This is a genomic window from Actinacidiphila alni, from assembly GCF_900112845.1.
GTDB classification, from domain to species: Bacteria; Actinomycetota; Actinomycetes; order Streptomycetales; family Streptomycetaceae; genus Actinacidiphila; species Actinacidiphila alni.
In genome coordinates this window covers 166,776-191,277 of record NZ_FONG01000007.1, presented here as the reverse complement: position 1 = coordinate 191,277, position 24,502 = coordinate 166,776, and the positions used below count along the sequence as shown (strand labels likewise).

Sequence of the window (24,502 nt, the reverse complement as noted above, 5' to 3'; positions counted from 1 at the left end):
ACGGCGGCGCGAGGATAAAGTGACCCCGAGGCGCGGGGGCGCCGGCGGACCGGGGTGGGGAGCAAAAAATGAGAGTGCTGCATGTCGTCACGCTGCATACGCCGACGAACGACTTCGGCGGCCCCACGCGGGTGGCGCTGAACCTGTCGAAGGGGCTGCGAGCGCAAGGCGTCGACGCCCGGATCGCCACGCTGGGCGACGGCTTCACGGGCCCGCTGCCGACGGAGGTCGAGGGAGTGCCGTCCTTCGTGCACCAGGCACGGCACGTGCTGCCGTTCGAGGTGAGCGGCATCACCTCGCCGGGCCTGCTGGCCCGCGCGCGCCGGATGGTGAAGGCGGCGGACGTGGTCCACGTCCACCTCATGAGGGACCTGATCACGCTCCCGTTCGCGCTGGTCGCGATCGAGGCGGGGGTGCCGCTGGTGATCCAGACGCACGGGATGATCGACCCGACGGAGAAGCTGTTCGCGCGGGCCGTGGACGTGCTGGGCATGAAGCGGGTGCTGCGCAAGGCGGACGCGATCCTGCACCTGACGGAGATGGAGCGCGAGGGCGTCCAGGCGGTGGTGCCCGACACCCCGCTGTCCACGTTCCACCGGCTGGTCAACGGCGTGACGTTGCAGGAGCGCAGGCCGCCGCGCGGCGACCGGCCGCCGACGGTGCTCTATCTGGCCCGGGTGCAGAAGCGCAAGCGCCCGGAGGACTTCGTGGCGGCGATGCCGGCGGTGCTGGCGAAGTACCCGGACGCCCGGTTCGTGCTGGCCGGTCCCGACACCGGTGATCTGACCGGTCCGATGAAGGAGCTGGCGGCGGAGCTGGGCGTCGCGGACTCGCTGGAGTGCGTGGGCGCGCTCGGCCACGAGGACGTGCTGAAGCAGCTGAAGGCCGCGGACGTGTACGTCCTGCCGTCCGTCGTCGAGCCGTTCGCCGTCTCGATCCTGGAGGCGATGTCGGTCGGCCTGCCCGTGGTGGTGACCCGCACCGGCGGCCTGTCGCCGGACGTCGAGGCGGCGGGCGCCGGGCGGCTGACGGACAGCGACCCCGACGCGGACAACGGCCCGCTGGTCGGCCAGGCGATCCTGGAACTGCTCGACCCGGCCGCCAACGAGGAGGCGTCCGACGCCGCCTGGCGGCTGATCCGGGACAGGTTCTCGATCGGCGCGGTCGTGGACACCCTGCTGGAGGTGTACAGGGGCGTCACCCGCGCCGGGTGACGCCCCCGCGTGCGCCCCGGACCCCGGGTCCCGGGACGCGGCTCACGGACGGCCCCCGGCACGCGCGCCGCGCGCACCGGACCGGGGGCCGTACGACGGGAGTTCAGTCCTTGCGGCCCTCGCGCGTCTTGAGGCCGATCTGCCAGCGGTAGAAGCTCATGGCGAGCGCGTAGTCCAGGCCCGCCCGGCCGTCGAGGAAACCGCGCTTGTAGACGTAGGCGTACGCGAAGGACACCAGCGGCTTGAACGGCGCCTTGTGGAAGAGCTGGCCCTGGCGGGTCTTGACCTGCCGGATCTCCTCCTTCACCGCCGGGTTCAGCTCCAGCCACGCCTCCCAGTCCGAGTAGCGGTTGTGCCGCTCGAACCAGGTGCGCACCGGGTCCAGGTCCTCGTGCTCGATGGGGGAGCGCAGCCGGGCCGCCGAGGGCGCCACGGGCTGGTAGTGGCCCTCCTGTTCGCCCATCCCTGGCGCGTCGAGGTCGCCCAGCTCGGGGAAGTGACAGCGGGTGCGGTCCAGCAGGGCGCGCTTGACGATGGTGTAGCCGTGCCGCAGCCGCCGCCCCGCGAACCAGTAGCCCAGCGGGATGTCGAAGGCCGCGACGGACGGCGGCCCGGCCGCGAAGGCCACCGCCAGTTCGGCCAGCAGCTCCGGGCTCGGCGTCTCGTCGCCGTCGAGGAAGAGCAGCCACGGGATCTCGGTGCGCACATGGTCCAGGCACCACTGCTTCTTCTTCGGGTAGCGGCCGTCCCACGCGTACTCGACGATCTCCGCGCCCAGCTCCGCCGCGATCTTGCAGGTGTCGTCGGTGCTGGCCGAGTCGACCACGACGACCGCCTGCACATGGTCGATGACCGACGACACCGTACGGGCGATGTTCTCCGCCTCGTTCTTCGTCGGTATCGCCACCACGATCGGCAGCCTGCTCATGCGCTGTCTCCGTTCATCTCGTACGTCGTTCATCTCGTACGTCCCGCTTTCCCGGGGCGTTGTGGTCGTCAGCCCGCCAGCCAGGCGTAGCAGCCGCTGGAGGTCACCCCGCGCGCGCCCGCCGGGACGGTCAGCCGGGCGCCGCCGGGGGAGCCCGAGGACCCCGAGTCCAGCACGCCGCCGCCCTTCCCGGTCACCCGCCAGGTGCAGTTCGGCGACGGGTGCGGCGCCCGGTAGTGCCCCGGCGCCACCGACTTGCCGGCGACGGCCGTGGCCGCGACCGTGAACGTACCGTCCGCGAAGCCGCGGGACGCCGCCGTGATCACCGGCTTCAGGTCGGGGCAGAGGCTGTCCACGGCGGCCTCGGCGCCCGCCATGGTGATGTCTCCGGTGACGATCGCGGTGGCCGCCGCGTCCTTGTCGGTCGCGGCCGTACGCGTCAGCCGGTCGCAGATCTCCTGGCCGCCTTCGAGCACGGCCACCGGGTCGGTGCCCTTGGGCACGCGCCCGGACAGGTACGTCTTCTGTTCGGCGGTGAAAGTGCCGCCGCCGGGCGGGGTGAGCTGCGCGTCCGGCACCTTGGGCGCGTCGGCGGCCGAGCCGGGCGCCTCGGTCGTCCCGGGGTCCTGGGCGCCGGTGGACGACGCGGAAGGAGCCGGCGCCGTACCGCCCGCCGAAGGCGCGGAAACCGTCGCCGTCGCCTTGTCCTTGGACTTGCCGTCGGCCGCCGTGTCGTGGCCGCCGCCCCCGCAGCCGGAGAGCAGCACCGCCGCCGCCGTCACGAGGACGGCGGCGGCAGCGCGGCGGTGGATCCGGATCACGGAGCGGTCCCCAGCGCGTACTGGTTGGCGACCTGGCTCGCGGACAGGACCGTCGGGAAGACGGCGGCCTCGTCGATGGAGCCGGCGAAGAAGTTGCTCGACGGCTGCGACGGCCAGCCGTTCAGATTGTCCCCGCCGACCCGCCAGTAGCCGTTGAAGTTCTGGCTGGTGGTGATGGAGGTGTTGCTCGCCTTGAGCACGCCGTCCACGTACAGCCGCATGCCGTTCGGCCCCTGTGTGGCGACGACCTGGTGCCAGGCGCCGTCGTTGTAGCCGCCGCCGGGCGTGGCGATGGTGCGGGTGGTGCCGGTGTAGACGCCGAAGATCAGCTGACCGCTGTTGGTCATGTAGATGTGCTTGTCGTAATTGCCGCTGGTCTCGGTCGGCAGATTGCCGAAGCCGATCAGCTTGCCGCCCGAGGTCGTGGTGGTCTTGAACCACGTCTCGATGCTGTACGTCGACGGCGTGGGGTGCTGCCGGTCGCTGTACGTCCACTGGGTGGAGCCGTTGAAGGTGTACGCCTTCGACCCGGGCACCGCACCGGGCGTCACCGCGTGCACCGGCCCGCCGACGCTGATCCCGCTGTCGTCGGACGCCGAGTTGTCCGCGTTGTACGAGCCGGAGGCCGCGTCGTAGCGCCAGTACAGATTCGCGCCGTCCGCGAGGACCTGCGTCGGGTACGCCTCGGCCGTGGTGGGCACGGTGGCCGCCACGTTCGGCGACAGGGCGCTGGTGTTGGTGCCGTCACTGGCCGAGACGCGGTAGAGGTACTTCACGCCGGGCGTGACATTGGTGTCGGTGAAGGTGATCTGCGGCCGGATCCACGGCTTGGAGTCACCGGTGACGGTGTAGACGGGCGTCGTACCGCCGTTGCGGTAGACGCGGTACGTCAGGGTGCCGTCGTCGTTGTCCGTGCTGGACTGCCAGGTGACCTTGACCGAGCCCGGGTCGATGCTGCTCGCTGCGGTCTGCGGCAGCGTCGGGGCGCCGGTGTCCGCGCCGTTGGAGAAGCGCGTCAGGCCCTGCTGCGCGGCGCCGTTGACGGTGGTGAACTCGCCGCCGACCCACATGTAGTCGGTGCCCCCGGAGGAGGAGACCGTCATGACGCGCGGGCCGATCTTCTCGCCGATCCCGTCATTGGTGTCCGGGTACCAGGACAGCAGGTGCGGGTCGGTGACGGACTCCGCGAGCAGGTGCTTGCGGGTGGAGTCCGGGTACTCGCCCATGCTGGAGCAGTCGTGCGCGTGCGAGCCGCTGTAGAGCACCGTGCCGTAGACCGCGACGGTCTGCGTGGCGCCCAGGCAGTTGTCCCGCCAGATCTGGTTGAAGTCCGTGAGGCTGAGCGCGATCCGGCCGTCGAAGACACCGCCGCCGGTGCCCTCGTTGCCGGTGTAGAAGGCGTTGCTCGCCGGGTCGACGTAGATCGACTTGGTGACCGAGGTCGCGTCGATGAAGCCGGGCGGGTACGCCTTGACCAGTGCGCCGGTCGAGGTGTCGACCACGGCCAGTGAATGCGAGGCGGTGCCGCCGACGGTGTTGAAGTCGCCGCCGAGGATGGCGTCCTGCCCGTCCGGGGTGATTGCCAGCGCGCGGCCCGGGTTGTCCGCGTCCGGCGACCACGGCAGCAGCGCGCCCGAGGTGTCCACGGCCGCGTACCGTCCCCTGGCGGTGCCGCCGACCGAGGTCACGTCGCCGCCGAAGTACACGGCGCCGGCGGTCGCGGCGATGGTGCGCACCGTGCCGGAGACCGCCGGGTGGAAGGTCGTGCTGACCGTGCAGGTGGCCAGGTCGATGGCGGCGAGGCTGCTCACCCCGACCCCGTTGACCTGGCCGAAGAAGCCGCCCGCGTACAGCGTGGAGCCGTCCGGGGAGACCGCGAGCGCCCGGACCGTCGCGTTGTTGGAGCCGACGGTGAAGTTGAGCTGGCAGCCGGTCGGCGCGCCCGTGGCGGCGTCGAAGGCCGCGAAGTTCGCGGCCGGTGTCTCATTGGTGCCGGCCGCGGATCCGGCGGGCCGGACCGCGGAGAAGGTCCCCCCGGCGAAGACCACGCCATTGGCCTGGGCCATCGCCCAGACGACGCCGTTGGTCTGGTACGTGCTGAGATTGTCGGCGGTGATGCCGACCGGTGGCTGGAGCGCGGTCGCCGATGGCGACGACAGTGCTCCCAGTGTCGCGGCTGCCAGCACGATGGCAGCCGAGAACACCGGCAGTTTACGCATGAGTTGCCCCCCTGGCCCCTGATGTGTGCCGACGGCTGACCCCAGCCGTCGTGGTGCACGCAGAGTAGGGGGTTCCGCTTAGGTCGGGATGCCTTTTTGACGAATACAGTGAAATCACATCATCTATCGATGCGAATCGTGGCACCGGACAGCTGGTCCGCGACCTGCCGGATGTCCGCGTCCACCATGATCCGGGCCAGTTCCGCGACCTTGACCTGCGCTTTCCAGTCCAGCAGGTCGCGGGCCTTGCTCGCGTCGCCGATCAGCGCGTCGACCTCGGAGGGCCGCTCGTACTTCGGGTCGTACCGGACGTGCTCGGTCCAGTCCAGCCCCGCGTGCTCGAAGGCCACTTCCAGGAACTGCCGTACGGTGGCGGCCTCGCCGGTGGCCACCACGTAGTCCTCGGGCTCGTCGCGCTGGAGCATCCGCCACATCGCGTCCACGTACTCCGGCGCGTAGCCCCAGTCGCGGACCGCGTCGAGATTGCCCAGGTAGAGCCGGTCCTGGAGGCCGGCCTTGATACGGGCGATGGCGCGGGTGATCTTGCGGGTCACGAAGGTCTCGCCGCGGCGCGGCGACTCGTGGTTGAACAGGATGCCGTTGACGGCGTACATCCCGTACGCCTCGCGGTAGTTCACCGTCGCCCAGTAGGCGAAGACCTTGGCGCAGCCGTACGGGCTGCGCGGGTGGAAGGGGGTGTGCTCGTTCTGCGGCGGCGGGGCGGCGCCGAACATCTCCGAGGACGACGCCTGGTAGACCCGTGCCTCGATGCCGCTGGCCCGCACCGACTCCAGCAGCCGCAGCGCGGACAGGCCGGTGACGTCGCCGGTGTACAGGGGTGCGTCGAAGGAGACCCGGACATGGGACTGGGCGCCCAGGTTGTAGATCTCGTCGGGCCGCAGATCGCGCAGCAGGCTCACCAGCGCGATGCCGTCGGTGAGGTCCGCGTGATGCAGAACGAAGGAACGATTCTGCTCCTGGGGGTCCTGGTAGATGTGGTCGATCCGCTCGGTGTTGAACGTCGACGAGCGGCGCACGATGCCGTGCACCGTGTAGCCCTTGGACAGCAGCAGCTCGGCGAGGTACGAGCCGTCCTGCCCGGTGACGCCGGTGATGAGCGCGGTCTTGCCCATGTGAGTCCCCCCAACTGGTCGGGTTGTGCGGTATTTCATGCGTAGTTTCGTATGGAAAGCGGAGTTGACACCCGATCGGGTGAAGTGTGCTGGCACAATGCCGTTATGACTGACCTACTGCCGGATGCGGCCCGGATCTTCGTCGCGGGTCACCGGGGCCTCGTCGGCTCCGCCGTGACCCGCCGCCTCACCGCGGACGGCCACCGGGTGCTCACCAGGACCCGCGCCGAACTCGACCTGCGGGACGCGGCGGCGACCGCCGCCTACCTGCGCGATCAGCGGCCCGACGCGGTGGTGCTCGCGGCGGCCAAGGTCGGGGGGATCATGGCCAACTCGACCTACCCCGTGCAGTTCCTGGAGGACAACCTCCGGATCCAGCTCAGCGTGATCGCCGGCGCCCACGAGGCGGGCGTGCCCCGGCTGCTCTTCCTCGGCTCCTCGTGCATCTACCCGAAGCTGGCCCCGCAGCCGATCCCCGAGGACGCGCTGCTCACCGGCCCGCTGGAGCCCACCAACGAGGCGTACGCGCTCGCCAAGATCGCCGGCATCGTCCAGGTGCAGTCCTACCGCAAGCAGTACGGCGCCTCGTACATCTCCGCCATGCCGACCAATCTCTACGGCCCCGGCGACAACTTCGACCTCGCCACCTCGCACGTGCTGCCCGCGCTGATCCGCCGCTTCCACGAGGCCGAGCGGGACGGGGTGCCGGAGCTGACCCTGTGGGGCAGCGGCACACCGCGGCGCGAATTCCTGCACGTGGACGACCTCGCGGCGGCCTGCGCGCTGCTGCTGCGGGTCTACGACGGCGCCGAGCCGGTCAATGTCGGCTGCGGCGAGGACCTCACCATCCGCGAACTGGCCGAGACCGTCCAGGACGTCGTCGGCTACCGCGGCACGATCGGCTGGGACACCACAAAACCCGACGGCACGCCGCGCAAGCTGCTCGACGTGTCCCGCCTCCAGGCGCTCGGCTGGCGGCCGGAGATCGCACTGAAGGACGGGATCGCCGCGGTGTACGCGGACTGGCGGACGGCCGCCGGGTCTGTGACCGGTTCCATGGCGCACTAGTAGGCCCCGCGTCCGTCGACCACGGCCCGCAGGGTGCGGGCCATGACGTCCACGTCGCCGCCGAGCGACCAGTTGTCGACGTAGCGCAGATCGATCGCGAGGGTTTCGTCCCAGGACAGGTCCGACCTGCCGCTGACCTGCCACAGGCCGGTGATGCCCGGTTTGACCGACAGGCGGCGGATCTCCACCTCGTCGTAGCGGGCGACCTCGTCGGGCAGCGGCGGGCGAGGGCCGACCATCGACATCTCGCCGCGCAGCACATTGAACAGCTGCGGCAGCTCGTCCAGCGACAGCCGGCGCAGCACGCGCCCGATCCGGGTGACCCGCGGATCGCGGCGCATCTTGAACATCAGACCGTCGTTCTCATTGGCACCGTTCAACTCGGGCCTGCGCTCCTCCGCGTCGACCACCATGGTGCGGAACTTCCACATGGTGAACGGCACGCAGCCCTGCCCGTACCGGACCTGCCGGTGGAAGGCCGGACCCTGCGAGGTCAGCCGGACCGCCGCCGCCACCAGCCCGAACAGCGGCGAGAGCAGCAGCAGTCCGAGCGCGGCGCCGGCCCGGTCCAGGGCCGACTTGAGCGCGGGCTGCACCCCGCGCCGCGACGGCGGCGCGATGTGCAGCATGGCCAGGCCCGCCGGGGCGTCCAGCTCCACCCGGCGCACCGCCACATCGACCAGCCCCGGCAGCACCGCGAGCGGCAGGCCCGCGTCGTGCAGCGACCAGGACAGCCGCCGCAGCCGGGCCGCGGACAGCCGCGGTCCTGGCGCCACCAGGACGAGTTCGGCACCGTGGTCGCGGGCGGCACCCAGCACGATGCCCGCGTCCTCGGTGAGACCCGACGGGTCGACCGCGCCGAGCCGCGCGGTGACCGGGGCCCCGCACTCCAGCTTGGCGCTGCCCACCGGGACCACCCCGACCACCACGTACGCGTGATCGGTACGGGCCGCCAGATGGCCCACCACATGGTCGGCCGCGCTCGGTTCGCCGATCACCAGCACCCGGCGCACCGCGTGCGCCTCGCGCCGGGCGGCCACCAGATGGTGGTGGGTGAGCATCCGGCAGACCACCGTCAGGAGCGCGGCCGGCGCCAGCGCCGCCAGCGCGTACGACGGTTCCGGATGCCGGCCGAAGGCCGCGGCGGTCACCGCGAGCACCCCGAGCAGCACCAGCCAGTCGCGCACCGCCGCACCGGCGCCGCGGTGCTCGCCGAGCGCGTCCACCGCGTAACGCCGTCTGGACGCCCGCACACCCGTCCAGGCCACCCCGGCCACCACGGCGCTCAGCACCGGGTCGGGCTGGCCGGTGGCCCGCATGATCATCGCGACCGGGACCGCGGCCCCGAGCGCGTCCACGGTCAGCGCGAGCGGCAGATACCACCGCGCCTTGTCGCTGAACCTCCCGTGCCCGCCGTACTGCGCGGGCACAACAGCATGGGCACCGGTGGATTCCGATGCCCTGGCGCCGATCGTGCGCGCGGTCGAACCGCGCACCGGTCTCGTATCGGCACTCATGGGTACGCCCGGTACCACCGGACTTGCTTCGACACGCCGCATGGACCCCCCTGGCACATCGCGACCGACGAGACGCCCTGCCACTTCCCCAAGAGGCAGCACGCCTGGATAAGAGCGAACGCTAAGCCACGGCGCGGGCTTTCCGCTGCGGTTTACGCAGATTCGAGCCGTTGTTATGACCGAGTTAACACAGGTATGGATATGTGCTGAGCACTGAGTGTAAGGGGACAGTTACGGGTGTGTACGGCCCTTACAGTTGTGACTTGTGTCCACTGTGCACCTTCCCGACGACCTGCGTACAGCCCTCGCCGTCCGCTTGCGTGCCACGGCACCCACGCGGGCGTCCGCGGAGGTCGACCGGCTGATCGAAACGTATCGCGGCAATTCGCCCACGTCACCCGCCTCATCACCGATTCTTCGGGACGACGCGTCGGTCGCCGCCTACGCCGCCTACCGCATGCCCGCCACCTACGCGGCCGTCCGGGCCGCGCTGGACGCGTTCCGCTTGCAGGCCGGCGCGTGGGCGCCCGGCAGCCATCTCGACCTGGGCGGCGGGACGGGCGCCGCGACCTGGGCGGTGGCGGACGCCTGGGACGACGCTCCGGGACCGTATTCCGGTTCCGCCGCGGAAGGGGGCGCCGGTCATACGTCGACCGTCCTGGACTGGTCGCAGTCCGCCCTCGACCTCGGCCGCGAACTGGCCCGCGACGCGGCGGCGCCCGCCGTGCGCGGCGCCGCCTGGACCCGCTCCCCGCTCGGCGGCGGCCCCGCGCTGCCCGCCGCCGACCTCGTCACCGTCTCGTACGTGATCGGCGAGTTGGGCCCCGCCGACCGCACCGCGCTGATCGACGCCGCCGCCCGGGCCGCGACCGGCGCCGTCCTGGTCGTCGAACCCGGCACCCCCGAGGGCCACGCGCGCATCCTGGCCGCCCGCGACCGGCTGCTCGCCGCCGGCCTCCACGTCCTCGCGCCCTGCCCGCACGACACCGCCTGCCCGGTCACCGGCGACGACTGGTGCCACTTCGCCGCCCGCGTCCAGCGCACCGCCCTGCACCGGCAGCTCAAGGGCGGCTCACTGCCGTACGAGGACGAGAAGTTCAGCTACGTGGCCGCCGCCCGCTTCCCCGCCGCCCCGGCCGCCGCCCGCGTCACCCGCCACCCGCAGATCCGCAAGGGCCTGGTCCTGCTCGACCTGTGCACCCCCGACCGCGGCCTGGTCCGCGACACCGTCAGCAAACGCCACGGCCCCGCCTACCGCGCGGCCCGCACCACCGACTGGGGCGACACCTGGCCGCCGGAGGAGACTCCCGAGACGGGGTGACCCCCGGGACGGGGTGACCTCCTCCTCTACAACCAGCCGTAGCGGCGGAAGGCGCGGAAGCACAGGTAGGACAAGGTGGCCGTCACGCCCAGCATCAAGGGGTAGCCGAAGGTCCAGCGCAGTTCGGGCATGTGGTCGAAGTTCATGCCGTAGAAGCCCGCGATCATCGTCGGGACGGCGAGGATCGCGGCGCCCGCGCTGATCCGCCGCATGTCGACGTTCTGTTGCACGGCGAGTTGGCTGAGATTGGCCGCAAGCAGCCCGTCCACCAGCTCGCCGTAGCCCACCAGCCGCTCGCGCACGTGCGTCAGATGGTCGGCGACGTCCCGCAGATAGCGGGCGATCTCCGCACCGATGAGCCGGTCGGGCTCCTCGCTGAGCCGTTGCAGCGGGCGGGCCATCGGGTGCACGGCCCGCTTGAACTCGATGAGTTCCCGCTTGAGCTGGTAGATCCGCTCCGCGTCGTCGCCGTGCGCGGCCGAGAAGACGTCGGACTCCAGCTCGTCCACGTCCAGTTCGACCTCGTCCGCGACGTCCAGATAGTCGTCCACGACCTGGTCGACGATGGCGTGCAGCACCGCCGCGGGACCGTGCGCCAGCATCTCCGGGCGGCTCTCCAGCGCCCGCCGCACCCGGGTCAGGCCCGGCGCGCTGCCGTGCCGTACGACCACGACGAAGTCCGCGCCGAGGAAGATCATCAGCTCACCGGTGTCGACCACCTCACTGGTCGCGGTCAGCTTCTCGTGCTCGACGAAGACGATCGTCTTGACCACCATGAACAGCGTGTCGCCGTACCGCTCCAGCTTCGGCCGCTGATGCGCGGTCACCGCGTCCTCGACCGCCAGCGGGTGCAGTCCGAACACCTCGGCGATCTCCGCGATGTGCTCCGCGTCCGGCTCGTGCAGGCCGATCCAGGCGAAGCCGCCGTCGTGCTTCCCGGCCTCCTCCAGCGCCTCGCGCGGCGCCAGCGACGCCACCCGGTCGCCGCCGGCGTACACCGCGCAGTCGACCACCACGTCCGCGGTGCAGCGCCGCTGCTCCGGCAGCGCGCCGTCCTCGCCGAGGGTGTGCCAGCGCCCGCCGCGCCGCCACTGCCGCCCGCCGGCCACCGTACGGCGGGCCAGCCGCCGCGGGTCCATCAGCCGCGGGTCCAGCCGCAGATGGCGGTGGGTGCCGTGCCGGTCATCGGTCATCGTGCCTTCTCCAGAGCCCCGGTCGTCATGCCTTCTCCAGCACCGCCATGGCCGCGTTGTGGCCGGGAACGCCACTGACCCCGCCACCGCGGGCCGCGCCCGCGCCGCAGAGGAAGACGTTCTCATACGGGGTGCCGACGCCCCAGCGGCCTGTGGCGTACGTCACCCGGTCCGGCTCCCCGTGCAGGTCGCCGCCGTCGTCGGCGTAGGGCCACGACAGGTCGCGGTGGAAGATGTGGCCGCCCGGCAGCCCCACCTCGCGCTCCAGGTCCAGCGGCGACTTCGCCTCCAGGCACGGCTTCCCGTCGGCGTCGGTGAGCAGGCAGTCCGCCAGCGGCTCGGCCAGTACCGCGTCGAGCTGGGCGAGCGTCGCCGCCAGCAGCGCCTCCTTGGCGCCCGCCGGGTCCGCCGCGAACAGCCGCGCGGGCGCGTGCAGTCCGAACAGCGTCAGCGTGTGCACGCCCCGCGCGGCCAGCTCCGGGGCGAGGATCGACGGGTCGGTCAGGCTGTGGCAGTAGATCTCCGACGGCGGGGCCGACGGCAGCACGCCCGCGGCGGCCTGCTCGTAAGCGGCCGCCAACTGCCCGTACCCCTCGGCGATGTGGAAGGTCCCGGCGAACGCCTCGCGCGGGTCCACGGCGGTGTCCCGCAGCCGGGGCAGGCGGCTCAGCAGCATGTTGACCTTGAGCTGGGCGCCCTCCGGCGCCGGTCCCGGCGCGGGCTCGCCCAGCAGCCGGGCCAGGGTGTGCGGGGCCGCGTTGACCAGGACGTGCCGCGCGCCGACGGTGTGCCCGCCGCCGTCGCCCTCGTAGCTCACCTCCGCGCGGGCGCCGTCCGACGCGACGGCCGTCACCTCGGCGCCGGTGACGATCTCCGCACCGGCCGTACGGGCGGCGTCCGCGAGCGCGTCGGTGAAGGCGCCCATCCCGCCGACCGGTACGTCCCAGTCGCCGGTGCCGCCGCCGATCACGTGGTAGAGGAAGCAGCGGTTCTGCCGCAGCGACGGGTCGTGGGCGTGCGTGAAGGTGCCGATCAGCGCGTCGGTCAGCACCACGCCCCGCACCAGGTCGTCGGCGAAGGCCGCCTCCACCGTCTCGCCCAGCGGCCGTTCGAACAGCGCCTCCCAGGCGGCCGGGTCGCCGATCCGCTCCTGGAGCGCGGTACGCGAGGGCAGCGGCTCGGTCAGCGTCGGGAAGACCGCCTCCGCGACCCGCCGCGTCATCCCGTAGAAGCGCTGCCACGCCTCGAAGTCCCGGTCCGAGCCGGTGAGCGCGGCGAACTGCTCGCGCGTACGGCCCGCGTCGCCCGCGTCCACCAGCAGCCCGGTGGTGCCGCGCGGGGTGTACGAGGAGATGCGGCGGCGGCGCACCGCGAAGCGCAGCCCCAGCTCGTCGGTGATCCGCGCGGGCAGCAGGCTCACCAGGTAGGAGTAGCGCGACAGCCGCGCGTCCACCCCGGCGAAGGCCCGGGTGGACACGGCGGCGCCGCCCGTCGCGGGCAGCCGTTCCAGCACCAGCACGCGGCGGCCCGCGCGGGCGAGGTAGGCGGCGGCGACCAGTCCGTTGTGGCCGCCGCCGACGATCACGGCGTCGTACGTGGCGTGCTGCGGGTGGTGCGGGGCGTCCATCGGCATGGCCGCACCTTACGGGCTGCCGGTGACGCGGCGGTGCCCCGACGCCCTACGGCGCGACGCGCTACGGCGCCGGCGGGCGCAGCTCCTGGGTGCAGCACTTCACGCTGCCGCCCGCCTTGTGCAGCTCCGACATGTCCACCGGGACCGGTTCGAAGCCGCGCTCGCGCAGCGGGCCGAGCAGGCCGCCCGCCGTGCGCGGCAGCAGCACATTGCGGCCGTCGCTCACCGCGTTGAGGCCGAGCGCCGCCGCGTCCCGGTCGGTGGCCAGCAGCGCGTCCGGGAACAGCCGGGCCAGCACCGCGCGGCTGCCGGGGGAGAAGGCGCCGGGGTAGTACATGATCTCGTCCCGCGCGTCGTCCAGGACGGCCAGCGCGGTGTCCAGGTGGTAGTAGCGCGGGTCGGTCAGCTCAAGACCGATCACCGGGCGGCCGAAGAACTCCTGCGCCTCCGAGTGCGACAGCGGGCTGCTGCGGAAGCCCTGGCCCGCCAGGATCCACGTCGAGGTGACGGCGAAGTCGCCCTCCGCCTCATTGATGTGCACCGGCTCGCGCGGGTCGGGGAAGCCGTTGCTCCTGAACCACGCCAGGTGCGCGGGCGCCTCCGCCTCGCGCTCCGGATTCGCGAACCGTGCTCCCAGCACTTTGCCGTCCACGACGGTCGCGCCGTTCGCCGCGAACACCATGTCCGGCAGGTCCGGCACCGGGTCGAGCAGCTCCACGGTGTGGCCGAGCGCCCGGTAACGGTCGCGCAGGTCCTCCCACTGGAACAGTGCCAGGGCCGGGTCGACCGGCTTCGTCGGGTCCATCCACGGGTTGATGGAGTACGTCACACGGAAGTGCGCCGGTGGGCACATCAGATACCGGCGAGGGGTCGCAGTGCGCAAATCGGGCTCCTCGAGGGGTGGTGAAGGGCCGCCTCCGGCGGACGGTCGGCCCACCGGAATGCGTTCGCGTATCGCTGATTGTGCGCCTCCGGCTGGGGCCCCGCACCACAAAGGGGCTGCGCCCCTTTGTCCCGTCCCGCGCGTGCGGAGAACGGTTCCCCTCGCGCGGAGGTCGGCGCCCCTCCTGCGGAGTGCGGTACCCCTCCGGGGGTGGGGTGCCTTCTCGCCCGACGGCGAGCGAGGTCTTTCGGGGCGCGGCCCCTGTGCCCGCACCTCTGCGGAGGAGGGGCGCCCGATGGGGGGCGGCCCCCGTGCCCGCTCTGTGCGGATGACGTTCACCCTCAGGGGCGCGGCCCTTTGCCCGCACCTTGCGGAAGGGGGCAACCCATCAGGGGCGCGGGGAACTGCGCGCCCAGCCGTAGCGCGCCTTCAGGCGAAAAACCGCCCCCAGCGGGGCAGACGCTGTTGTTCTTGCGACCACCGGCCGGTGGGGGCGGGCCGCGCAGTTCCCCGCGCCCCTATCGGGCACCCTCCTCCGCAAGGGCAGCGCGGCGTCCCCGCGCCCCTATCGGGCACCCTCCTCCGCAAGGGCAGCGCGGCGTCCCCGCGCCGCTATCGGGCGCCCGAGTCCTTTGACGGTCCCCGGACGGGGAGGATCACGGGGGCACCCCCGTGGGGGTGGGGGAGGACTTCGATCGGGTGGTGGTAGAGGGCGGAGAGACGGGCCGGGGTGAGGACGGAGGAGGGCGGGCCGGAGGCGACGAGGGAACCGTGGGAGAGGAGGGCGACGCGGTCGGCGTGCGCGGCGGCGAGCCCGAGGTCGTGGAGCACGACGACGACCCCGCGCGCGAGCGCGGCCTGCTCCCGGCACACCCGGAGAACAAGCTCTTGGTGCCGCACATCGAGCGCGGCGGTCGGCTCGTCCAGAAGAAGGAGCGGCGCACGCTGCGCGAGGACCCGCGCGAGGGCGACCCGCGCCCGCTCACCCCCGGAAAGCGCGGGAAAGGCCCGGCCGGCGAAGCCGGCCGCCTCGGTGGCGGCCAGGGCCGCCGCGACCGCGGCGTCGTCCTCGTCGGCGAGAGCCGTGCCCGCCCACGGCGCCCGCCCCATCCGGACGACCTCCTCGGCGGTGAAGGGAAAGGCGAGCGGCGAGGACTGCGGCAGCACGGCCCGCCGCAGCGCGAGCTGCCGCGCGGACCGTTCGCCGACCGGCGCGCCGCCGACCCGTACGCCCCCGCCGTCGGCGGGCACATCACCCGCGAGCGCGCCGAGCAGCGTGGACTTGCCGGCGCCGTTGGGCCCGACAAGGGCGAGCACCTCGCCGGCCCGGACGGTGAGGTCGACCCCGTCGAGCACCGGCCGCCCCCCGAGCCGTACGACCAGACCGTGGGCCTCGGCGAGGACGTCGCCGGGCGCGGGCGGCGGCGGAAGGTCCGGCCGGGCGCGCAGGGAGAGCCGCCTCATGCCCAGCCTCCCTGCCGGCCGCGGGTCCTGCGCAGCAGCCAGAAGAAGAAGGGGCTGCCGATCAGCGCGGTGAGCACCCCGAGCGGCAGTTCCGCGGGCGAGGCGAGCGTACGGGCGGCGAGGTCGGCCGCGACCAGCACGAGCGCGCCGCCGAGCGCGCTGCCCGGCACCAGGAAGCGGTGCCCGGGGCCCGCGGCCATCCGCAGCAGATGGGGCACGACGAGCCCGACGAAGGAGATGATCCCGGCGACCGCGACGGCGGCGGCCGTGAGCAGCGCGACGACCAGGACCGCGGCGATCCGCAGCCGTTCGACGTCCACCCCGAGGTGCCGGGCCTGGCGCTCGCCGAGCGCGAGCAGGTCGAGGCGGCGGGCGAAGAACGGCGCGGCGCCGAGCCCGGCCGCCGCGCACGGCAGCACCGCGAGCACCTTGGGCCAGGTCGCCTGGGCGAGCGAACCGAGCTGCCAGAAGGTGATCTGGGTGAGCTGGGCGTTGTCCGCGACGAAGATGAACAGGCCGATCAGCGCGCCCGCGAAGGCGTTGACGGCGATGCCGGTGAGGACGAGGGTGACGACTTCGGTCCTGCCGCCGGACCGGGACAGGCCGTAGACGACGAGGACGGTCAGCAGTCCGGCGGCGAAAGCGCACACCGTCACCGTCCAGGAACCCGCGAAGGACAGGCCGAGCGCGATCGAGCCGACGGCGCCGACCGCGGCGCCGGACGAGATGCCGATGACACCCGGCTCGGCGAGCGGATTGCCGAACACCCCCTGCATCAGCGCCCCCGCGCACCCCAGCGACCCGCCGACCAGCAGCGCGAGCACGATGCGCGGCAGCCGTACGTCCCACAGCACCGATTCGGCGACCCGGTCCAGCCGGTGGCCGCCGAGACCGCAGCGGTGCGCCACCGAGGCGAGCACGTCCCCGGCCGGTATCCCGTACGCGCCGATACCGGCCGACAGCACGCTCAGCGCGAGCAGCGCGACGGCCAGGCCGGCCGTCAACCAGACGGTGCGCGGCCGTATGTGACGGTCCGTCATACGGCTTTTGCCGCCGATGATTTCGACCGGCGGCGCGGTCGTGCGGTCGTCCTCGCGCGGCGCCGTCGCCGTCACTGCGCGGCCTTGCGGTGGATGCCGTCGGCCAGTTGGCGCAGGACGACGTCGGTGCGGGGGCCGAAGTTGAGCAGGGTGCCGTCGTCGATCGCGACGACCCGGCGGTCGAGGCCCGCGGGGGTCTGGGCGACACCGGGGACCTTCTCCAGGCCGTCGACGCCGCCGACCGACTCCAGGCCCTTGGTCATCACGAGGATCACATCGGGCGCGGCCTTCACCAGCGCCTCGCTGGTGATCGGCGTGAAGTCCTTGTCCAGGCCCGAGGCGACCCCGGCGTCCTCGCCGCCCGCGGCGGCGATCAGCGAGTCGGCGCCGGAGCCGCGGCCGCCGATCAGGTAGACCGACGCGGTGCCGCGCAGATAGAGGAAGGCCACCCGCGGCTTGTCCGCCGCGGCCGGAATCGCCTTGCGCACGGCGGCGATCCGCTGCGCCGTGCGCTCCCGCAGCTTGTCGCCGGCCGGCCGTACGCCGAGCGCCGCGGCCACCGCGTCGATCCGGGGGCCCACGTCGTCCAGCGACGTCGCCGTCTTGACGATCACCAGCGGGACGCCCGCGGCGCGGATCTGCTGGATCGCCTCGGCCGGTCCTGTGCTGTCCTCGGCGAGGACGAGGCCGGGGTGCAGCGACAGCACGCCTTCGGCGGACACGTCGTGCGCCCGGGTCACCAGCGGCAGCTTCGCCGCCTGCTGGAAGGTCGCGGTGATGTCCCGGGCCACCACGTCCTTGCCCAGGCCCAGCGTGAAGACGATCTCCGACAGGCCGCCGGTCAGCGGCACGATCCGGTCGGTCGACCGCACCGTCACCTTGCGGCCGTCGGCCGAGGCCACCGTCGCGGGCAGTACAGGCGTCGGCGCCGGGCCGCCGAGCGGCTCGATCCGGTCGGCGGCGGCCGTCGCCGAACTCCCCTTGTCCGAGCCGTCCTTGCCGGAGGACGACGTACCGGACGCACCGCCGCCACCGCCCCCGCACGCGCCGAGGACGAGCGCGAGCACCGCCGCCAGCAGCGCGGCCACGGTGGCCGGCCGCTTCCGGCGTACGGGTGCGGCGGGCACGGACGCGCGTGCTTCCGTCGCGCGGGGGTCCGGTTCCGGGGGCGGGGGCCGGTGGTCGGTCTCTGTCTGCACGTGTGCTCCCGCCCCTTGTCGTTCCGTCGATCCGTCGTTCCGTGGTGCCGCCGCGCACCGGCCGCGTCCGTCCTGGTGACCGGCCGCGCGCCGCGTACGAAGCGCTGAGCGGGAGGGTTCCCGCCGAATCGCGTTTAGCTTAGGTTAGCCTTACCTGAGTTCGCCAGCCCGGGAGGGGTCCATGCCGTTGTTCCGTCATGCCCGCGTACGCCGTACGGGGCGGTTCGCCGTCGCCGCGGCGGCCGTGGGCGCCGTGCTGCTCGGCGCGAGCGCGGCACTGCCCGCGCCGCGCGCGTACGCGGCCGAAGGGAGCCGCGCCGTGGCCGGCGGCCGGCTGGACTGGGGGATCAAGGCGTCGTTCCAGAGCTATGTCACCGGCCCCATCGCCAAGGGGAGTTGGCAGCTGACGGGGAGCGCGGGCACGGTCGGCAGCGACCAGTTCCGCTTCCCCTCCGCGCAGGGTTCGTACGACCCGGGCAGTGGCGCGCTGACCGCCGCCTTCGCCGGCGGCGTCCACTTCCTCGGCCACCGGCAGAGCAACGGCAGCTATGTGCTCGACCTCACGATCAGCCGCCCCACCGTCCGGATCTCCGGCGGCCACGGCACCCTCTACGCCGACATGCGCAGCAAGGACAAGGACTCCGGAAAGTTCACCACGACCGCCCAGGTGCCGCTCGCCTCGCTCGCCCTCGGCGGCGTCAGCACCCGCGGGGTGACCGGTCCGACGATCACGCTGACCGGCATCCCGGCCACCCTCACCGCACAGGGCGCCCGCGCCTTCGCCGGCTACTACACCGCCGGTACGCAACTGGACCCGGTCAGCCTCTCGGCGAATCTGCGCACCGCGTCGGCGCCGACCACGAAACCCGCGGCGCCGCCCACCACGGCATCGGGCAAACCGACCGCCACCTCAACTGCCGTATCCGGCAAGGTCGTCGACGCCGCCGTTGACTGGGGAGTGCGCCGCACCTTCCGGGAGTACGTGACCGGCGACATCGCCAAGGGCCGCTGGGAGCTGTCGGACGGCGCCCGGGACGGCGGCGCCCTCTTCCGCTTCGGCGCCGGCCGCGGCACGTACGACACCCAACACCATTCCCTGGACGCCCGGTTCGGCGGCACCCTGCGCTTCCTCGGGCTGCGCGGCGCGGACGGCACGTACGGCCTCGACCTGACGCTCACCGCGGTCCGCGTCACCGTCGCCGGCGGCAAGGGCACGCTGTACGCGGACGGCGAGCCCTTCGTCACCTTCGCGGCCCCCAAGACGCTCGCGTCGAAGAAGGGCCTGCTCTCCGTCACCGAGGCGCCGACCGTCCTGACCGCGCAGGGCGCGAAGAAGTTCAACGGCCTCTACACCGCGGGAACTTCGATGGACCCGCTCACCCTCTCCGTCGCCCTCGACAAGGCGGCGGTCCTCCCCGCGCTGCCCGACATCGGCACCGGCCCCACGGCGTCCGCCACCCCGGCGGCGTCCACCGGACCGAGCACCGCACCCGCCGCGCCCCGTACCGCGTCCGCCGCCGACAGCCACGACGACGGCACGCCCGTCGGTCTGCTGGCCGGCGGCTCCGCGGCGGTCGCCGCGCTGGCGGCAGCGGCCGTCATCACCGTCGTACGGCGCAAACGCCGTACCGCACAAGGTGACTGACGCCGCGTCACCCACCCCTCACGCATCGCCAGAAGGCCCATCCCACGCAAGGAGCAGACACCCCATGACCGCCCGCCGCAGTTCCCGCGCGCTCGCCCTGGCCATAGCCACCGCCACGGCCGGCGCGGCCACCGCCCTGCTGGTCCCGGCCTTCGCCGCCGCCGACTCGCCGTCGTCCCCGACCCTGCCGCTGACCGGCGGCACCTTCGACTGGGGCGTCAAGCAGTCGTTCCGCTCGTACGTGACCGGCATCGCCGCGGGCACCATCACCACCGCCGACGGCGCGAGCACCAACGCCGACGGCACCTTCCGCTTCAGCAACGGCGAGGGCACGTACGACACCACCACCCACGGGGTGAAGGTCGCCTTCGACGGCAGCGTGGAGTTCAAGTCCACCCTGCACGGCTTCGACATCACGCTCGCCGACCTCAAGGTCGCCACCGTCGGCACCACCGGCACGATCACCGCCGACGTGACCGCCGCGGGCAGCACCTCGGACGACGTGTCCTTCGCCACCCTCGACCTGTCGGCCGTCCGGCCCGGCAGCGGCGCGGGCGGCGCGATGACCTTCGACGGCATCCCCGCCACCCTGACCGCGGACGGCGCGAGCGCCTTCAACGGCATGTACCAGGCCGGTACGGTGCTTGACCCGGCGAACCTGTCGGTGGTGCCGGGCGCCGCCCCGACCACGACACCGCCGACCACGCCGCCCACCACGCCCCCGACCACCGCGCCCACGACGCCGCCCACCACGGGCGCCACCACCACGCCGGGCACCGACCCCACCACCACGGCGCCCGCCGAACCCGGCAAGCCCGCCGCCGTCGTGGACGGCAATCTCGACTGGGGCGTCAAGGAGTCCTTCCGCACCTACGTCACCGGCCCGATCGCCGACGGCAAGGTCGAACTCACCGACGGCGCGACCACCGGCTCGGCCGGCTACCGCTTCCCCAAGGGCACCGGCAGCTGGACCGCCGACAGCAAGACCCTCAACGCGTCCTTCTCCGGCGCCGTCCGCTTCCTCGGCCACCTCCAGCAGGGCACGTACGCCCTCGACCTGAAGTTCGGCGACCTCAAGGTGACGACCAAGGGCGGCACCGGCACCCTCACCGCGGACGTGTCCAGCAAGGACATGACCACCGGCAAGGTCACCGAGTACGACGACATCGCCGTGGCCACGCTCAGCGGTGTCGCGCCGACCGTGAAGGGCGACGTCGTGACCGTCCCGGCCGCGGCGGCCGCGCTCACCGCGGACGGCGCGAAGGTCTTCGGCGGCTTCTACAAGGCGGGCGACGCCCTCGACCCGGTGACGGTCGCGGTCTCCCTCGACGCCGACGCGACCCTGCCGACCGGCGCCCCGACTGCGAGCCCGACCGACGCCGCCGCGACCACCGGCGGCTCCGGCGGCACCTCTGGCGGTACGACCGGCGGTTCCGGCAGTACGGTCGGCGGCACCGGCGACTTCGGCCCCGACGGTGGCGAGTTGGCCTCCACCGGCTCCGGTACGCCCTCGGCCGCCCTGCTCGCCGCGGCCGGCGCCCTCGTCCTGACCGGCGCCGCGGCCACCGTCACGGCGGCCCGCCGCCGCACCACCACCCCGACGGCCTGACCGTCCGGACCGTGGCCCCCCGGGCGCCGGCCGACGCCGCGGCCCCCGCACCCTTCCGGGGGTGCGGGGGCCGCGGGTGGCGAAAGGGTTCAGCGGCTCCAGACGGCCGGCTCGGGCCGGGCGTCGTCGGTGTCACCCGCGACGTCGGCGCGGTCGGCGCGTTCGGTGCCGTCGCCGCCGTCGTCGAGCTGCGCGCACGCGTCGCTGAGGATGCCGAGCACCGGCAGCGGGTCGGGCAGCGGAAGGTCGGGGCCGAGGCCGGGGAGCCAGGAGACGGTGCCGCCGGACGGCAGCCTGGCCGGCGGCAGCAGCACATAACTGCCGCGGCAGTGCCAGCGGATGCCGGGGTGCTCGTCGGCGGTCTCCGGATTGCAGTCCAGCGCGCACGGCCACCACTCGTCCTCGTCGGCGGGGGTGCCGCGGGTGGCGGTGAAGAACAGCATCCGGTCCTCGCCCTGGAGGGCCACCGGGCCCGCGGTGGCGCTGTCGGCGGACAGCCGCTCCAGCGCGAGCCGGCCCGCCTGCGCGGGCACGTCAAGGACGTCGTGGTTGAGGCCGGTGGCGGTGATGAAGTTGGCGAGCGGCTGGCCGTCGAGCCACTGGGCGACGCGCTGCGGGTCGGTGCTCGCCTGCGTCTGCCACGCCTGCGAGACGGGGTGCACACCGGGGATGTGACAGCCGATGCGGTCGCAGGAACAGCCGAAGCCCTCGGGATGCACGGCCGGTGCGACGGGGTACGAGGCGGCGACGGCGGCCTGGATCAACTCGTCGCGGCGCAGGTCGTCCGGGGCGGCGGCCCGTGCGGACCGGCCGGAACCCGAAGCGTTCTCGGACCGGCGGCGCAACCAGTCGGACACCCTGCTCTTGCCTGCCATCGGGCTCCTTTCCTCGCCACACCCGTCCCGCGGACCACGGTACGCGGACGGTGGAGGACATCCTCCCTCTTGCCAGGAATGAACACCCACCCGGGGTGGAAGTGTTCCCGGGACGACCGTTTCCGACAAGTTGTCGGCAAGCCATTGACTTAGGTAAGCCTAAGTTGGGAGTATCGAGGCAGCTTCGCAGCCTTGACCTGGAGGTTTCCATGCCCACGCCCGACGCGTCCTCGTTCTCCGCCGTGATCCGCGCCGCCAGCCGCGACCAGCACCAGGAGGCGCACGACTCGCCCTTCATGGGCGACCTGCTCGGCGGGCGGCTCGGCGTCGAGGCGTACGCGCGCTACACCGAGCAGCTCTGGTACGTCTACCGCGCCCTGGAGGACGGTGCCCGGCTGCTCGCCGACGACCCGGTGGCGGCGCCCTTCACCCGCACCGAACTGCTGCGCGTCGGCGCCCTGGAGCAGGACCTCGAACACCTCCTCGGCGCCGGCTGGCAGGACCGCGCGACCCCGCTGCCCGCCACCGCCCGCTACGCCGCCCGCATCACCGAGGTCGCCGCCACCTGGCCGGCCGGCTATGTCGCCCACCACTACACCCGCTACCTCGGCGACCTCTCCGGCGGCCAGGTCGTCCGCGGCGTCGCCGAGAAGACCTGGGGCTTCGCCCGCAAGGGCGACGGTGTCCGCTTCTACGTCTTCGACGGCATCGACAACCCCGCCGCCTTCAAGCGCGAATACCGCGACCTCCTCGACGCCCTCCCCGCCGACGAACTCGAACGCCGCCGCGTCGTCGAAGAGTGCCGCACCGCTTTCGCCCTGAACATCGCGGTCTTCCGCGAACTGGGCGAAGCCTTCACCCTGAGCGCCTGAGGCATTTTGGGGTGCGGGGCCGCGCCCCCTTGAGGGGCGGCTACGCGCCGGTGGCGGCAACCAGGCCCGCCAGGCGGCTGAGGACCGTCACCTTGGCGCCTGGGGCGTCGGCGGGCGGGACCGTCACCGCCTGCTGGCCGAGGCGGGAGAGGGTGACGGAGGTGCGGGGGGTGCCGGTCATCAGGGCCTGGGTGTCCTGGTCGATCGTCAGGCGGTAGCCCTCGCGGTACGTGGCGCGGGTCTGGTGGCGGCCGGCGAAGAAGACCAGCGCGCCGCCGTCCTTCGTGCGCAGCGCGACCGGGGTGAAGTCGCCGCCGTCGGCGGGCTGATCGGCGTACTGCGTCACCGAGTTGGCGGTCCGCCGGTTCTTGTCCCGCCCCGCCAGCTGCTGCGAGGTCGACGGCCCGTCGGCGAACGGCGGCGCGTCCGCGGCCTGTTGGAGGTACGAGCTGTACGCGGCGCTCAACCGGCCCGGCTGCACCAGCAGATCGGTGCCCGACAGCGGCAGCGGCAGCACATGCCCGTCCTTGTCGGTGGCCGGCGCGGGCAGCGCGTCCGCGGGCAGCACCGCGAGGAAGGACGCCTTCCACGGATCGCCGGCCGCGAACCGGCGGAAGACCAGCAGCCAGCGGTCGGCGCCGCGATTGGTCGCCGTGTCCGCGACGAAGAACTTCGGCCAGCCGCGCTGCCTCGGCACCAGGAACCGGGTGTCGGAGAAGACCAGCGGCGTGAACTCCGGGTTCCCCTCGGGGTGGTTGGCGTGCTTGGCCCGCAGCCCCGCCCGGTCGGTGTCGCCCAGCGCACCGGACTCGGTCGCGTCGATCAGCGACTCGTCGTACGCCCTCGTCGCCGCGTTGCTGGCCCGCGCGAAACGCGCCAGCACCTGCGCCGCCCCGTCGGACCGTACCGCGGGGATGTCCGCGCGTTCACCGTGCACCGTCACACATCCGGTCAGCGGCACGGCCAGCGCGGTGGCGGCGGCTGCCAGGCAGAACCCCCGGCGGTTCATGGCAGCGTCAGCACCTCCGCGCCGTCGGCCGTGACGACCAGGGTGTGCTCGAACTGGGCCGTGCGCCTGCGGTCCTTGGTGACGACCGTCCAGCCGTCGTCCCACATGTCGTACTCGTGCGTGCCCAGCGTCAGCATCGGCTCGATGGTGAACGTCATGCCCGGCCGCATCACCGTCGTCGCGCGCGGGTCGTCGTAGTGCGGGACGATCAGCCCGGAGTGGAACGACGTGTGGATGCCGTGCCCGGTGAAGTCCCGTACGACGCCGTATCCGAAGCGCTTGGCGTACGACTCGATGACCCGGCCGATCACATTGATCTGCCGCCCGGGGCGCACCGCCTTGATCGCCCGCTCCAGCGACTCGCGGGTGCGCTCCACCAGCAGCCGGGACTCCTCGGCGACCTCGCCGACGAAATACGTGGCATTGCAGTCGCCGTGCACCCCGTCGATGAACGCCGTCACGTCCAGATTCACGATGTCGCCGTCGCGCAGCACCGTGGAGTCCGGGATGCCGTGGCAGATCACCTCGTTGACCGAGGTGCACAGCGACTTCGGGAAGCCGCGGTAGCCCAGGTCCGACGGGTACGCCTGATGGCCCACCATGTACTCGTGGGCGATCCGGTCCAGTTCGTCGGTGGTGACGCCCGGCGCGATCGCCGCGGCCGCCGCCTCCATCGCCCGCGCCGCGATCCGCGAGGCGGTCCGCATCTTCTCGACGGTCTCCGCGTCCTGCACATCGGGACCGTTGTACGGCGCCGGGCCCGGCCTGCCCACGTACTCGGGGCGCGGGATCGAGGCCGGAACGTGCCGGGTGGGGGAGAGCTTGCCGGGAACGAGCAGCGACTGACCAGACATGCCGA

Annotated in this window: 20 protein-coding genes; 6 read left to right on the top strand and 14 right to left on the bottom strand. The window is 72.9% G+C overall.

Going from position 1 to position 24,502, the window contains the following annotated elements:
- Positions 1-68: 68 nt before the first annotated feature.
- Positions 69-1,214, top strand: a complete 1,146-nt coding sequence (locus BM076_RS14005; RefSeq protein WP_093713826.1) for a glycosyltransferase — start codon at positions 69-71, stop codon at positions 1,212-1,214.
- Positions 1,215-1,317: 103 nt separating this feature from the next.
- Here BM076_RS14005 and BM076_RS14000 read toward each other — a convergent pair whose 3' ends face one another.
- The 4 genes from BM076_RS14000 to gmd form a co-directional block, all read right to left on the bottom strand.
- Positions 1,318-2,142, bottom strand: coding sequence for a glycosyltransferase family 2 protein (locus tag BM076_RS14000; RefSeq protein WP_093713825.1), 825 nt, complete (start codon positions 2,140-2,142; stop codon positions 1,318-1,320).
- A gap of 68 nt (positions 2,143-2,210) precedes the next feature.
- Complete coding sequence (locus BM076_RS13995) at positions 2,211-2,963, bottom strand: hypothetical protein (RefSeq protein WP_093713824.1); 753 nt, start codon at positions 2,961-2,963, stop codon at positions 2,211-2,213.
- Positions 2,960-5,182: a LamG-like jellyroll fold domain-containing protein gene (locus BM076_RS13990; RefSeq protein ID WP_093713823.1), complete on the bottom strand. Its 2,223-nt coding sequence runs from the start codon at positions 5,180-5,182 to the stop codon at positions 2,960-2,962. Before BM076_RS13990 ends, BM076_RS13995 begins: the two co-directional genes overlap by 4 nt.
- Positions 5,183-5,301: 119 nt before the next feature.
- Complete coding sequence (gene gmd, locus BM076_RS13985; protein WP_093713822.1) at positions 5,302-6,315, bottom strand: GDP-mannose 4,6-dehydratase; 1,014 nt, start codon at positions 6,313-6,315, stop codon at positions 5,302-5,304.
- Positions 6,316-6,420: 105 nt separating this feature from the next.
- On the opposite strand from gmd, the gene BM076_RS13980 reads away from it, so the two are divergent.
- On the top strand, positions 6,421-7,383 hold the full coding sequence (locus tag BM076_RS13980) for a GDP-L-fucose synthase family protein (RefSeq protein WP_093713821.1): 963 nt from the start codon (positions 6,421-6,423) through the stop codon (positions 7,381-7,383).
- On the opposite strand, the gene BM076_RS13975 is transcribed toward BM076_RS13980, so the two are convergent.
- Complete coding sequence (locus tag BM076_RS13975; protein ID WP_093713820.1) at positions 7,380-8,900, bottom strand: sugar transferase; 1,521 nt, start codon at positions 8,898-8,900, stop codon at positions 7,380-7,382. The genes BM076_RS13980 and BM076_RS13975 overlap by 4 nt on opposite strands.
- A 274-nt stretch (positions 8,901-9,174) precedes the next feature.
- Between BM076_RS13975 and BM076_RS13970 the strand changes: the two genes are divergently transcribed.
- On the top strand, positions 9,175-10,221 hold the full coding sequence (locus BM076_RS13970) for a small ribosomal subunit Rsm22 family protein (protein ID WP_245796058.1): 1,047 nt from the start codon (positions 9,175-9,177) through the stop codon (positions 10,219-10,221).
- 26 nt (positions 10,222-10,247) lie between these two features.
- Here the strand turns inward: BM076_RS13970 and BM076_RS13965 are convergent, their stop codons facing one another.
- The 6 genes from BM076_RS13965 to BM076_RS13940 all read right to left on the bottom strand — a co-directional run bounded on the left by BM076_RS13965 (position 10,248) and on the right by BM076_RS13940 (position 17,561).
- The gene (locus BM076_RS13965; protein WP_245796045.1) at positions 10,248-11,414 is read right to left on the bottom strand and encodes a magnesium and cobalt transport protein CorA; all 1,167 of its coding nucleotides are present in this window, start codon (positions 11,412-11,414) and stop codon (positions 10,248-10,250) included.
- 25 nt (positions 11,415-11,439) lie between these two features.
- Positions 11,440-13,047 carry a phytoene desaturase family protein gene (locus BM076_RS13960; protein ID WP_245796044.1) on the bottom strand — a complete coding sequence of 536 codons (1,608 nt, stop codon included), beginning with the start codon at positions 13,045-13,047 and terminating at the stop codon, positions 11,440-11,442.
- A 61-nt stretch (positions 13,048-13,108) separates the two neighbouring features.
- Entirely contained in the window at positions 13,109-13,930 is an 822-nt protein-coding gene (gene ddaH / locus BM076_RS13955; protein ID WP_366564604.1) for a dimethylargininase, read from the bottom strand.
- A 612-nt stretch (positions 13,931-14,542) separates the two neighbouring features.
- Positions 14,543-15,394: a heme ABC transporter ATP-binding protein gene (locus BM076_RS13950; protein WP_093713817.1), complete on the bottom strand. Its 852-nt coding sequence runs from the start codon at positions 15,392-15,394 to the stop codon at positions 14,543-14,545.
- Positions 15,391-16,434 (bottom strand): FecCD family ABC transporter permease, encoded by a 1,044-nt coding sequence (locus BM076_RS13945; protein WP_093713984.1) that lies wholly within the window; start codon positions 16,432-16,434, stop codon positions 15,391-15,393. The genes BM076_RS13950 and BM076_RS13945 overlap by 4 nt, the downstream gene beginning before the upstream one ends.
- Positions 16,435-16,505: 71 nt before the next feature.
- Complete coding sequence (locus BM076_RS13940) at positions 16,506-17,561, bottom strand: heme/hemin ABC transporter substrate-binding protein (RefSeq protein ID WP_093713983.1); 1,056 nt, start codon at positions 17,559-17,561, stop codon at positions 16,506-16,508.
- A 253-nt stretch (positions 17,562-17,814) separates the two neighbouring features.
- Between BM076_RS13940 and BM076_RS13935 the strand changes: the two genes are divergently transcribed.
- Both BM076_RS13935 and BM076_RS13930 read left to right on the top strand, forming a co-directional pair.
- On the top strand, positions 17,815-19,278 hold the full coding sequence (locus BM076_RS13935) for an HtaA domain-containing protein (protein ID WP_093713816.1): 1,464 nt from the start codon (positions 17,815-17,817) through the stop codon (positions 19,276-19,278).
- 64 nt (positions 19,279-19,342) lie between these two features.
- Positions 19,343-20,887 carry an HtaA domain-containing protein gene (locus BM076_RS13930; RefSeq protein ID WP_093713815.1) on the top strand — a complete coding sequence of 515 codons (1,545 nt, stop codon included), beginning with the start codon at positions 19,343-19,345 and terminating at the stop codon, positions 20,885-20,887.
- A gap of 89 nt (positions 20,888-20,976) precedes the next feature.
- Here the strand turns inward: BM076_RS13930 and BM076_RS13925 are convergent, their stop codons facing one another.
- Positions 20,977-21,762: a bifunctional DNA primase/polymerase gene (locus tag BM076_RS13925; RefSeq protein ID WP_093713814.1), complete on the bottom strand. Its 786-nt coding sequence runs from the start codon at positions 21,760-21,762 to the stop codon at positions 20,977-20,979.
- Positions 21,763-21,971: 209 nt separating this feature from the next.
- Here BM076_RS13925 and BM076_RS13920 point away from each other — a divergent pair, with 209 nt between their 5' ends.
- The gene (locus BM076_RS13920; protein ID WP_093713813.1) at positions 21,972-22,634 is read left to right on the top strand and encodes a biliverdin-producing heme oxygenase; all 663 of its coding nucleotides are present in this window, start codon (positions 21,972-21,974) and stop codon (positions 22,632-22,634) included.
- Positions 22,635-22,674: 40 nt separating this feature from the next.
- Here BM076_RS13920 and BM076_RS13915 read toward each other — a convergent pair whose 3' ends face one another.
- Both BM076_RS13915 and map read right to left on the bottom strand, forming a co-directional pair.
- A complete protein-coding gene (locus BM076_RS13915; protein WP_093713812.1) occupies positions 22,675-23,643 on the bottom strand; it encodes a hypothetical protein in 969 nt (322 codons plus the stop codon).
- A complete protein-coding gene (gene map, locus BM076_RS13910) occupies positions 23,640-24,497 on the bottom strand; it encodes a type I methionyl aminopeptidase (RefSeq protein WP_093713811.1) in 858 nt (285 codons plus the stop codon). The genes BM076_RS13915 and map overlap by 4 nt, the downstream gene beginning before the upstream one ends.
- Positions 24,498-24,502 lie beyond the last annotated feature (5 nt).